Source organism: Pseudonocardia sp. KRD291 (assembly GCF_019263595.1).
Classification (GTDB): Bacteria; Actinomycetota; Actinomycetes; order Mycobacteriales; family Pseudonocardiaceae; genus Pseudonocardia.
The window spans coordinates 1-10,835 of sequence record NZ_JADQDD010000220.1 but is presented as its reverse complement, the minus strand read 5'-3'; the positions used below and the strand labels follow the sequence as shown (position 1 = coordinate 10,835).

12 protein-coding genes and 1 pseudogene are annotated in these 10,835 nt (G+C 72.8%); 5 read left to right on the top strand and 8 right to left on the bottom strand.

What is annotated here, in order from left to right:
* Positions 1 to 1,122: apolipoprotein N-acyltransferase (gene lnt / locus I4I78_RS24170; protein WP_218613771.1), on the top strand; the 1,122-nt coding region annotated here is incomplete at its 5' end.
* Complete coding sequence (locus tag I4I78_RS24165) at positions 1,119 to 1,787, top strand: TlpA disulfide reductase family protein (protein WP_218613770.1); 669 nt, start codon at positions 1,119 to 1,121, stop codon at positions 1,785 to 1,787. The genes lnt and I4I78_RS24165, both read left to right, overlap by 4 nt.
* A 111-nt stretch (positions 1,788 to 1,898) precedes the next feature.
* On the opposite strand, the gene I4I78_RS24160 is transcribed toward I4I78_RS24165, so the two are convergent.
* Together I4I78_RS24160 and I4I78_RS24155 are read right to left on the bottom strand one after the other, a co-directional pair.
* Positions 1,899 to 3,881, bottom strand: coding sequence for a cation-translocating P-type ATPase (locus I4I78_RS24160; protein ID WP_218613769.1), 1,983 nt, complete (start codon positions 3,879 to 3,881; stop codon positions 1,899 to 1,901).
* Positions 3,874 to 4,263 carry an ArsR/SmtB family transcription factor gene (locus tag I4I78_RS24155; protein ID WP_374225910.1) on the bottom strand — a complete coding sequence of 130 codons (390 nt, stop codon included), beginning with the start codon at positions 4,261 to 4,263 and terminating at the stop codon, positions 3,874 to 3,876. The genes I4I78_RS24160 and I4I78_RS24155 overlap by 8 nt, the downstream gene beginning before the upstream one ends.
* A gap of 172 nt (positions 4,264 to 4,435) precedes the next feature.
* Between I4I78_RS24155 and I4I78_RS24150 the strand changes: the two genes are divergently transcribed.
* Together I4I78_RS24150 and I4I78_RS24145 are read left to right on the top strand one after the other, a co-directional pair.
* On the top strand, positions 4,436 to 5,065 hold the full coding sequence (locus I4I78_RS24150; RefSeq protein WP_218613768.1) for a class I SAM-dependent methyltransferase: 630 nt from the start codon (positions 4,436 to 4,438) through the stop codon (positions 5,063 to 5,065).
* Positions 5,062 to 5,484 carry a hypothetical protein gene (locus I4I78_RS24145; RefSeq protein WP_218613767.1) on the top strand — a complete coding sequence of 141 codons (423 nt, stop codon included), beginning with the start codon at positions 5,062 to 5,064 and terminating at the stop codon, positions 5,482 to 5,484. Before I4I78_RS24150 ends, I4I78_RS24145 begins: the two co-directional genes overlap by 4 nt.
* Here I4I78_RS24145 and I4I78_RS24140 read toward each other — a convergent pair.
* The 3 genes from I4I78_RS24140 to I4I78_RS24130 form a co-directional block, all read right to left on the bottom strand.
* Positions 5,439 to 5,987, bottom strand: a complete 549-nt coding sequence (locus tag I4I78_RS24140) for a L,D-transpeptidase (RefSeq protein WP_308252321.1) — start codon at positions 5,985 to 5,987, stop codon at positions 5,439 to 5,441. The genes I4I78_RS24145 and I4I78_RS24140 overlap by 46 nt on opposite strands.
* Positions 5,988 to 6,257: 270 nt before the next feature.
* A complete protein-coding gene (locus I4I78_RS24135) occupies positions 6,258 to 6,908 on the bottom strand; it encodes a vitamin K epoxide reductase family protein (RefSeq protein ID WP_308252320.1) in 651 nt (216 codons plus the stop codon).
* A 5-nt stretch (positions 6,909 to 6,913) separates the two neighbouring features.
* Entirely contained in the window at positions 6,914 to 7,558 is a 645-nt protein-coding gene (locus I4I78_RS24130; protein ID WP_218613766.1) for a thioredoxin domain-containing protein, read from the bottom strand.
* An 827-nt stretch (positions 7,559 to 8,385) separates the two neighbouring features.
* Between I4I78_RS24130 and I4I78_RS33585 the strand changes: the two are divergent.
* Positions 8,386 to 8,886 (top strand): annotated as a pseudogene (locus tag I4I78_RS33585) (hypothetical protein); the annotation flags it as partial.
* On the opposite strand, the gene I4I78_RS24120 reads toward I4I78_RS33585, so the two are convergent.
* From I4I78_RS24120 to I4I78_RS24110, 3 genes are all read right to left on the bottom strand, one after another.
* The gene (locus tag I4I78_RS24120) at positions 8,883 to 9,104 is read right to left on the bottom strand and encodes a heavy-metal-associated domain-containing protein (protein WP_226380334.1); all 222 of its coding nucleotides are present in this window, start codon (positions 9,102 to 9,104) and stop codon (positions 8,883 to 8,885) included. The pseudogene I4I78_RS33585 and the gene I4I78_RS24120 overlap by 4 nt on opposite strands.
* The gene (locus I4I78_RS33500; RefSeq protein WP_255567175.1) at positions 9,101 to 10,201 is read right to left on the bottom strand and encodes a sulfite exporter TauE/SafE family protein; all 1,101 of its coding nucleotides are present in this window, start codon (positions 10,199 to 10,201) and stop codon (positions 9,101 to 9,103) included. The genes I4I78_RS24120 and I4I78_RS33500 overlap by 4 nt, the downstream gene beginning before the upstream one ends.
* A 199-nt stretch (positions 10,202 to 10,400) precedes the next feature.
* The coding region (locus I4I78_RS24110; protein ID WP_218613764.1) for a hypothetical protein at positions 10,401 to 10,835 on the bottom strand (435 nt) is incomplete at its 5' end.

The following is a 10,835-nucleotide window of genomic DNA, read 5'->3' as shown; positions in this document are numbered from 1 at the left end:
GGGTTCGCGGTGGCGCTGACCGGGTTCGGGTTGGCCGCGCTGGCGCCCGATCTGATCGGCCGCCCACGCCCGGAGGCCACCGTGGCCACGGGCGCGGCCCGGTTCGGGTTCGTGGCGGCGCCGCTGGTGGCCAGCCTGGCCGCGCTGGCGGTGCTCGACACCGACCTGGCCGGGGCCGTGCGCGCCGAGGCCGCCGCGACCGTGGCCGCGGTCCAGGGCAACGTCCCCCGGCTCGGGCTGGATTTCAACGCCCAGCGCCGCGCGGTGTTGGACAATCACGTGCGGCGCACCGAGCAGCTCGCTGCCGACGTCGCCGCCGGTCGTGCTCCGCGCCCTGATCTGGTGATCTGGCCGGAGAACTCCGCCGACATCGACCCGCTGCGCAACCCCGACGCCCGGGCGGCCGTCGACCGCGCCGTCGCCGCGATCGGCGCGCCGGTGCTGGTCGGGGCGGTGCTCACCCCGCCGCAGGGTCCGCCGACGAACACGATGATCGTGTGGGAGCCCGGGCGTGGACCCGGCCAGACCCACGACAAACGTCGGCTGCAGCCCTTCGGCGAGTACGTCCCCTACCGCGAGTTCTTCGCCCGGTTCAGCCCGCTGGTCGAACGCTCCAGCCAGTTCGCGCCCGGCCACGGCACCGGTGTGGTGGACCTGGCCGGGATCCGGGTCGCGGTCGCCACCTGCTACGAGGTGATCTTCGATGACCTGGTTCGGGAGAGCGTGCGCGGCGGCGGTGAGGTGATCGCGGTGCCGGCCAACAACGCCACCTTCGGGCTGACCGAGATGAGCGCGCAGCAGATCGCGATCGACCGGGTCCGGGCCGTGGAACACGGCCGCGCGGTGATCGTCGCCGCGACCAGCGGCGTCAGCGCGGTCATCGCCCCGAACGGGCAGGTCGTGGCCCGCAGCGGGCAGTTCACCGCTGACGCGCTGACCGCGCCGGTGGTCCTGCGCTCCGACACCACCCCGGCCACCCGCCTCGGGGGCGCCCCCGAAACGGTGCTGGCCGGGGTGGGCGCGGCGGGGTTGGTGGGCGCCGCGGTCCGGGCCGGGGCACGCACCAGGACCCGCCGCACCGGGAAGCAGCGTCCAGCCGAGTCGCGGCCGGGGCCCGGATGAGAGCGGAGATCCGCGCCACGGTGATCGTGGTGGTCCTCGCTGTCGCCGGGGTCCTCGCGCTCTGGCCGCGCCCGGCCCCGCCCTCGTCACTGGACCCGCCGGGCGACACCGCGGTCGGGGTGCGCGGCGCAGCCGAGCGCTTCGAGCCGGGTGCCCCGGAACTGGCCGCCGCCCGGGCCGCGGCCCGGTTGACGGCGTGCCCCACCGCGACCACGGCCGACCCCCCGCGCAGCAGCGGGGCGCTGTCTGGGGTCGTACTGCCCTGTCTGGGGCAGCCCGGCAGGGTCGCGCTCGGCCCGGCGCTGGCCGGGCGCCCGGTCCTGCTCAACCTGTGGGCGTCCTGGTGTGGGCCCTGCCGGGAGGAGTTGCCGGTGCTGGCGGCCTACCACCGCCAGCCCGGCTCCGTGCCGGTACTCGGGGTCAACGTGCGTGACCAGCCGAGCGCGGCACTGGCGCTGGCCGCCCAACTTGGTGTGCGCTACCCGTCGGTGGCCGACCCGGACAACACGCTGCAGGCCACGCTCGCCGCACCGCCGGTGCTACCCAGCAGCTGGCTCGTCCGCCCCGACGGCACCGTCATGCGGATCACCGACCCGCTGGTGTTCCGCAACCCCGAACAGATCGCCGCCGCCATCGAGCGCGCGCTCGACCCGCTACACCCATGACCCGGGGGCAGCGTCGGCACGACGGCGCGACCGTCGGCGGATTAGATCGCACCCACCCACACCCACCGAGGTCGGGTGCGACCCGCCCGCTGGGGGCGCCGGTCGCCTCGACTACGACGATATCGACCGGTCGGTGCCGACCGCGGCCGAGACCGGGACACCGTGGAGGGACCGCGGGGCCCGCGTCTCGAGCGGGCGGGTCCGCCCGGCGCGCACGCCGTTGGCGATGACCACGATCTCGGCGAGTTCGTGCACGGCCACGACCGCGGCCAGGCCGAGCACGCCGAGCAGCGCGAGTGGCATCAGCACGATGACGATGGCCAGCGACAGCCCGACGTTCTGCAGCATGATCGACCGGGCGCGGCGGGCGTGGTCGAGCGCCTGGGGCAGGTGGCGCAGGTCCTCGCCCATCAGGGCGACGTCGGCGGTTTCGATGGCCACGTCGGTGCCCATCGCGCCCATCGCGATGCCCAGGTCGGCGGTGGCCAGGGCGGGGGCGTCGTTCACGCCGTCGCCGACCATCGCGGTCGGCCGCTCGGCGCGCATCGCCGCGATCAGGGTGGCCTTGTCCTCGGGCCGCAGCTCGGCGTGTACCTCGGTGATCCCGGCCTGCGCGGCCAGCGCGGCGGCGGTGGCGTGGTTGTCGCCGGTGAGCATCGCGACCCGGTACCCGTCGCGCTGCAGGCGGGCCACGACCTCGGCGGCCTCGGGCCGCAGCTCGTCGCGGACCGCGATCGCTCCGAGCAGGGCCCCGTCGGACTCGACGAGCACCGCGGTGGCGCCGGCGGCCTGCATCCGCGCGGTGGCCTCGGCGAGTTCGCCGGGGTCGATCCAGCCGGGGCGGCCCAGCCGTAGCGCGTGGCCGTCGAGCTGCCCGGTCAGACCGGCGCCGGGGACGGCCTCGACGTCGGCGGCGGGGGTGGGCTGGTCGACGGCGGCCAGGATGGCGCGGGCCAGGGGGTGCTCGCTGCGGGCCTCCAGGGCGGCGGCCGCCGCCAGGACCTGCTCGCGGGTGGCGTCGCCGGTGGTGGCGACCTCGATCACCGCGGGCCGGTTGCGGGTTAGGGTGCCGGTCTTGTCCAGCGCGACCTGACGGATCCGGCCCAGCCCCTCCAGGGCGGCGCCGCCCTTGACCAGGACCCCGAGCTTGCTCGCGGCGCCGACCGCGGCGACCACGGTCACCGGTACCGAGATGGCCAGCGCGCACGGGGACGCGGCGACCAGCACCACCAGGGCGCGTTCGATCCAGGTGAGCGGATCCCCGAGCAGGCTGCCGATCACGGCGATCAGCGCGGCGGCGATCATCACGCCGGGCACTAGCGGTTTCGCGATCCGGTCGGCGAGGCGCTGGGCGTGGCCCTTGCGGGCCTGCTCGGCCTCCACGATCGCCACGATTCGGGCCAGCGAGTTGTCCTCGGCCGAGCTGGTGACCTCGACTTCCAGCGCGCCGGTGCCGTTGATCGAACCGGCGAACACCTCGTCACCAGGCCCGGCCTCGACCGGCACCGATTCCCCGGTGATCGCCGAGACGTCCAGCGCGGTGCGCCCGGTCGCGACCCGCCCGTCGGTGGCCAGCCGCTCCCCCGGTCGGACCAGCATCGTGTCCCCGACCCGCAGCTCACCCGGCGCCACCACCAGCTCCAGGCCGCCGCGCAGCACAGTGGCCTGCTCGGGCACCAGCGACAGCAGGGCCCGCAGGCCGCGGCGGGTCCGGGCCAGCGAGTACTCCTCCAGCCCTTCGCTGATGGAGAACAGGAACGCCAGCATCGCGGCCTCGCCGACCTCGCCGAGGATGACCGCGCCGACCGCGGCGATCGTCATCAGCGTGCCGACCCCGATCTTGCCCTGGGCCAGCCGGCGCAGTGTCGAGGGCACGAACGTCCACGCCCCCACAACCAGCGCCACGGCCTGCAGGACCAACTCGACCACAGCCGGCCCGTCCGCCCAGCCCACGATCAGCGACCCGGCGAGCAGCACCCCGGACACCGCGGCGAAGCGCAGCTCGGAAACCTCCCACAGCCGCTCGGGCTCGCGCTGGGCACCGTCCTCGCCGGTGCGGGGCTCGTCGCTGCCGCAACCGCAGGCGTCACTCACCGCACACCCCCGACCTGTCAGCCTCGGCGACGGCGTCGGCGCCGAAGTTCGGGCACAACGCCACCGCCGACCCGGTCGCAGCCAGCAGCGTCTCCGCCGCGTGCAGGAGGTCCAGCAGCTCCGGGCGGGTCAGCGAGTAGAACATCTGCCGACCCTGTGGCCGGCCGGTCACCAGGCCACAGTCGCGCAGGCACGCCAGGTGCGCCGACACCGTCGACTGGGCCAACCCCAACCGCTCGGTCAGATCGACCACCCGGGCCTCGCCCGCGCCCAGTCGCGCCACGATCGCCAACCGGGTCGTGTCCGAGAGGCTGTGGAACAGCGCCGCCGCCGGTACCAACTCCTGGCGCGGAGGCGCCGATATCCCACCTGGCATCGTCATGCAGCGATGATAGCGGATACAGCCAATGCGTGACCAGGGCCGTGCACGATCCACTCCTCGTGTAGCAGGGCACCGGGGTCGAGCACTGGACAGCCCGGTTCACGTGCTGGTATTCATCGCTATATAACGATACCAACGGGTTCGAGCGATGATTGGGGTCAGGATCGTGCGGATGAACCGGGTGGAGACGGCGCTGGTGAACAGCCCGCTGCGGCGGGCGTTGCAGCGGTTCTACGAGACACCGGCGCTGCTGCGCCTGGGCGGGATGGTGGCGCCGGGTGCCCGCGTGCTGGAGGTCGGCTGCGGCGCCGGGTACGGCACCGAGCTGATCCTTCGACGATTCGGCGCCGCCCGGGTCGACGCGATCGACCTCGACCCGCAGATGGTCGCCCGCGCCGGCCGGCGGCTGGCCGGCCACGGGGACCGGGTGCGACTGGCCGCCGGTGACATGACCGACCTGCGCGCCGCGCTGGACGCACAGGACGGCGACTACGACGCGGTGTTCGACTTCGCGATCATCCACCACGTCCCGGACTGGCCGGCCGCGCTGGCCGAGATCGCCCGGGTCCTGCGCCCGGGGGGCCGGTTCTACTTCGACGAGGTCACCGCGGCAGCGTTGGCCACGCGCGGCTACCGGTGGCTGTTCGACCACCCCACCCACGACCGGTTCACCGGAGCCGAGTTCGTCGCGGAGCTGGAACGACAGGGTCTGCGCGTCGGACCGCGCTGGCTGACCCGCATCCACGGCCACTACCTGCTCGGCGTCGCCGACCGGCCACAGCCCACCCCGGATCTTTCATGATCCACCCGCGGTTCCGCGGCCCGGGCGCAACGACCGACCCGCCGACCGCCCAGCGTCCGGGCACCCTGGCGTTGTTGGTCGATGCCCACCGTGCTCGCCGGCAAGGACCGGCCGCGGTCACGGCCCGGCAACGGCCCCGGCTCGCCGCGCAGGTCGCGTACGCCCGAGCCCGCTCGCCCTACTACCGCCAGCTCTACCGCGGCCTCCCGGGCCGAGTCGAGGACCCGACGCTGCTGCCCGTGACCGGCAAAGACGAGCTGATGGCCCGGTTCGACGACTGGGTCGGGGCCCGGCCGAGTGTGATGACGCCGGCGAAGCTGCGGGTGGCCCGGCAGATGCTTCGTGTACCGCCACCTCACACCGACCGAATGACCTACCCGTTGCGGGATTGCTGCTCGAGGGAGGCGTTGACCACCTGAACCTTGTCGCCCTCGACCAGATCGTTGAAGAACGTCTGTGCCGGCCCGCCGTCGAGCTTGACACATCCCGCAGAAGACCGGTTCCGGTCGCCGCCGTGGAAGGCCACACCGCCGTCGGCGAAGAACACCGACCATGGCATCGGGGCCGGGCTGCCGTCCGGCCCGGTGTACTCACCGCTCTTGTGATCGGCCGACTTGCGGTAGACGCGGAACGAGTGGCCCAGCGGAGTCTGCTGCCCGGCGCCACCGGAGGCGATCGGGACGGGACCGTAGGAGACTGCGCCGCGGGTGATCAGCCAGGCGCGTTGAGACTCCAGGTCGACGCACGCGCGGGCCGATACCGAGCACGGCGTGCCGGGCGTCAGCGCCTCGGCGTGTGCCTCTTTCGCGGCGGGGCTGTTTTCGGCGCCGTTGTCGGCCAGCGCGGTGCCGGTGAACCCGACACCGATCACTACTGTCAGACCGGCTACCAGCGCGCCAGCTCTCTGCAGTCCGAATCGCACGCGAGAATCTCCATTCATTGTCACCATCGGGTTGAGGCCGTGCGACGTCCGCCGGGCCGCGCGAGGTCGGCAGCTCCAGGAGAAGACGTCCGTCTCCGCGCTGGGTTGCTTATCCGATGCCCGGGCACCGCTGAACGGACTGCCTGGCGACCTCGGGGTCGGGGTCGGCCGAGCCGAAAGGGCATTCGCTACGCCCGGCGCCGGCGTGTACCCGGCGGGATTCGCACAGCGACAAACGAGCCGGTACCGCCGTGGCGCCGCTACGCGGGGTCACCCCGGTACTGCCGTGGTCCAGAACGTCCAGAACCGGTTAAGGATCAAGGCCACGATCAGCAGGAACCATCCGGTGAGCACGACCCCGTGTGCGGCGGTCAGCCGGGCCGCCGCCTGACGGAACGGGCGAGGTGCGCGATCTCTGGCGGCGGTCAGGGTGCGCAGCGTCACGTACCAGAAGATCGGCATCGTCACGGCCCAGACCACCATGCAGTAGGGACACAGCGCTCCGATCCGGTAGAGGCTCTGCCAGATCAGCCAGTGCACGAACCCGGCGCCGAATAGCACGCCGATCTGGAGCCCGGCCCAGTACCAGGACCTGAGCTGAGCCCCGGCGAGCCACGCGGCACCGGTGGTGGCGACGACTGCGAATCCACCGATCCCGAGCAGTGAGTTCGGGAAGCCGAACGCTGCGGCCTGCGGGGTGGCCATGACCGAGCCGCAGCTCAGTACCGGGTTGATGCTGCAGCTCGGCTGGTAGGAGGGGTCGACGATGAGCTCGATCTTCTCGATGGTGAGTACGAACGCGGCGAGGAACCCGACGGCGCCGCCCACCAGGAGCAGCCAGGGCAGCGCCCGCGGCAGGGGCCCGTCGCGGGTGGGTCCCGAGTTAGCGGGTTCGCGGCTTCGTTCGAGCGTGACTGCCACTGGGATCAGCTCCCGGCGAGTGCGTCGTCGAGCGCGCGGGTCAGGTCGCCGAAGGACTGCGGCTCAAGCTTCTGTCCGTTGACGAAAAACGTCGGTGTTCCCTGGACACCGAGCGCGAGGCCGTCCTCGCGGTCGGCACGAACCCGGTCGAGCGTGGCCGGGGCGTTGTAGGCGGCGTCGAAGCGGGCCAGGTCGAGGCCGAGCCGCTGGGCGTAGCCGCGGAAGCGGTCATCCATCGGGACCTGCTGCTCGCCCCACTCGCGCTGGGTTTCGTACATCATCTTGTACATGGCCTCGAACCGGCCCTGCTGGGCGGCCGCCTCCACGGCGCGCGCGGCCCGCTCGGCGTTGAAGTGGCTCGGCACCGGGAAGTAGCGGACCACGAAGTTGACTCGGTCTCCGTACTGCTGGCGGAGCTGCTCGATGGCCGGGTAGGCCGCGCCGCACGCCTCGCACTCGAAGTCGAGGAACTCGACGAAGTCGACGGTCGAGCCGGGCGCGGCCGACAGCCGGTGGCTGTCGGGGCGCGCCGCGACCGCGGCGGCCTCGGCCGAGCCGCGCTCGGGGGCGTCCCCGCTGAGGCGGGTGGCCGCGAACATGGCCGCCACGACCAGGACGAACACGGTCCCGACGATCAGGGACAGCTTCATGTTCGGTGAGATGCCGGTGCGGCGAGACGGGGTTGAACGGTTGTGGGTGGTGCCTGGCATGAGGACCCTTTCGGGGCTGGGCGGCCCTCGGCCGCTGCGGATCGGAAACCCGGGCCGGGCCAGCCCGCAACGGCAGCGCACGCCGACACCGAAAGGGGCGGCTGTGTCGTATTGCTGCTGGTGGGCGGCTGGTCCGAGCGGAGTCAGTTCCGATCGACGCAGAGCACCGCCACCGGCGCAAGCACCGCGGGCGGGGGCACCGGCCCCGACGCCGAGAGGGGCACGGCCGGCGGCTCGGGGCGGCCGGGAGCCAGGCATGCCGGCAGCAGGTCGGAGTCGTCGTGCCGCGGGCTGTCGAGACTGCGGACCGCCGTGTGACCGGCGCCGTGTCCGCCGGCCGGTCCGTGCTGACAGGGCCGGTCCGACGTACACGGGTCCAGCAACGACGACGGCGCATCCGATGACGACACATCCGTGGTGGCAGCCTCGGCGCCTGCGACGGACTCCCGGGGGCAGCCGGGACAGGGGTCGACAGCCGGTTCCGTCACCGCGGCTGTCGTCACCGCTGCGATGGAGACCAGGTCCGTGCGCGAGACCTGTCCTGCGGAGTCGCAGGCCAGCAGCGGCCCGAGACCGGTGTGGGTCAGCACAGCGAGCAGCAACAGGAGCAGCGGCAACCCGGGGCGCGCATGCCGTACGTGCTCCGTCACTGACCCTCCTACCGTGTCCTCACCGATCGTTGCCGACCAGACCCTAGCGAGGCGCCTCCTTGGCAGGGGAAGCCCCGGCGGACTCGGTGCGGCCTACCCGAAGCGCGACGTCGTCGTACCGACGTCGCGATCGAGACCGCCGACGTCGCCCTCATGGGTGAGGAATTGCGCCACCTGCCCCAAACCCTCGCTCACGCCCGCCACGCCCGGACTATCACGGTTCAGAACGTCGGGGTCTCCCTGTGGATCATCGGCGCGTTGATCCCGCTGGCCGCGTTCGGTGTCCTCGGCCTGGCCACCGTCGTGGTGGTCCATGAAACCGCCGAGGTGCTGGTCATCCTCAACGCCGTGCGCGCGGCCCGCGCCCGGACCCTTCCCGGGCTCACCGCGCCGGCCCCGGCCGGTACCCGGCGTCACCACGTCACCATGGATGCCCGCGTCGCCCCGGACGACCTGTGCTGTGCACCGCCGCCGGCGACTCCCCAGGCTGCGAACCGTTCACCCGTCACTGATCGGCCAGATCGCAGGGCCCGACGATCAGCTGTCCTCCGACGACGGCCGCGGCGCGCCGAGCTGGACGTTCAGGCGCGCAGTGGGTCGCTGATCGGCTCTGCTTAACGGTTGACTGGCTCGACTCGGTAGCCCAGCTTCTTGATCACCGCGATGATGTCGAGGTGGCCGGTGCGGTCGTCGTGGGTGATGCTGCTGCGTCTGGCCTTGGTCGAGGTCCGGCTGTCGAGTACCCCGGGTAGGTCGGCGAGGGCGTCGTCGATGAGCAGGGCGCAGCTGCCGCAGTGCATTCCTCGGACGTTGAGCTGCAGGGTGGTGCGGGTCATGTGGGCGCCTCCGGGTCCGTGGGCCAGCGGGTGGTGATGGTTCCGGTGTACATGCCCATGCCGCAGGCGTAGGCGAGGGTGCCCGGTGCGAGGGTGCCGAGGTCGATGCGGGTTTCGCCGCTGGTCGGCAGGATCTGTTGCACGCCGAGGGCGGCGATGGTGAATGACCGGACGCAGCCCGATGGTTGGTCGGAGGTGATGACCAGGGTGGTGGGGAGACCGGCGGTGGTCTGGGTCTGGGTCGGGGTGTAGCCGCCGGAGGTGGCACTGAGCGCGACGATCTGGCGGCCGTCAGTCACCGTCGTCGCCGAGGACGCGGGTGAGGAGCCGGGGCCGGTGAGGGCGGCGGTCACTCGGCTGGCGGCCATTGGAGAACCGGCGAGCTCGAGTCCGCCGTTGAGGGTGAGCAGGCCCATGATGACCACGACGGCGCCGGTGGCCATGGCGAGTCGGCCCCGCCAGGCGGTGGCGGCCTTGCGGGCGGCATAGCCCAGGACCGCGAACAGTGGGCTGGTGCCGATCACGAACACGGCCATGGTCGCGGCCCCGGCCAGCGCGGAGCCCGAGGTGAGCGCGAGGGCCTCGACCGAGAGGGTCACCCCGCACGGGATCAGGACGGAGGCGAGTCCGAGCAGCCCCGGCGCGAACGCAGCTTGCGAGCGGGCGCTGCGCAGAACCAGCCGACCGAATGTCTGCGGGGGTTCGATGGCGATCCGGCGCAACCCGGGCACGCCGAGTTGGGCGAGCCCAAAGGCGAGGACGACCGTGCCGGCGGCCAGTTGCAGGGCGGCGCTGGCGCCGACCGAGAGTTGCACCGCGCTGCCGAGGGCGCCGAGCAGGCCGCCCAGCACCGCGTGGGAGAGGAGTTTGCCGGTGAGAAACCCGCCGACCGGCACCAGGTCGTCGACGACGCTCTGCCACCGTGACGTGACCGGCGGCGCGGTGTCGGCGGGCGCGTCGCTCCCGAAGATCGCGGGTCGGGTGCCGGCCGAGGTCGGGGCGGTGGTGGCCGCCCGTTGGCGGGTGATCAGTCCGGCGAGCAGGCCGCCCTGGACGGCCGCGCAGGTCACGCCTCCGGCCAACAGGCCGGTGAGCAACACGGCGGTGAGATTCACAGGGTTGTTCCTCCTGGGACGGCGACAGGGAGCGGCCGGGTGCGGGAGCGCCGGGTGCGGGAGTGGCCCGGCTGTCGATCGGGGGCTGCGGACCGACATCGACCGCACCCTGGCCGGGCTGCGTACGCTGCGCCCTCGCTGGCGCCGGGCAGGGTGCTGAGCGATCGGATCCGGCCGGGGGTCAGGCGTTGCTGAAGTCGTAGGTCGCCGGCGGCGTCACCGGGCTGGTGGCGGGGCCGTAGACCAGCGCGATCTGCTGGTGATCGTGTAGCTCGATCGCGGCCGGGTTGCCGGGGACCGCGACGCCGTCGACGAACGCGCGCAGCGTTGTCCCGGAGCCGGCGCGCAGGCCGCCGATGCGGGTGGGGTCGAGCGCGACGTTCCATTCGTTGAACAGCTGGCCCAGGGTGTAGCGCCCGGCGGGGTCGGACGACTCCACGTGCAGGAGCCCGGTCGCGTCGTGGGTGTGCAGCGCCGACATCTGCCCACTGGTCTGGTCGATGCCGAGGTCGGCCGGGACCGGGACCGGGCGGCCGTCGACGATGACGTCGAGGTGGGCGTGGAAGTGCTGCGCCATGGCGCTCATGTCGCTGACCGGCAGGCCGGCCGCGCGCAT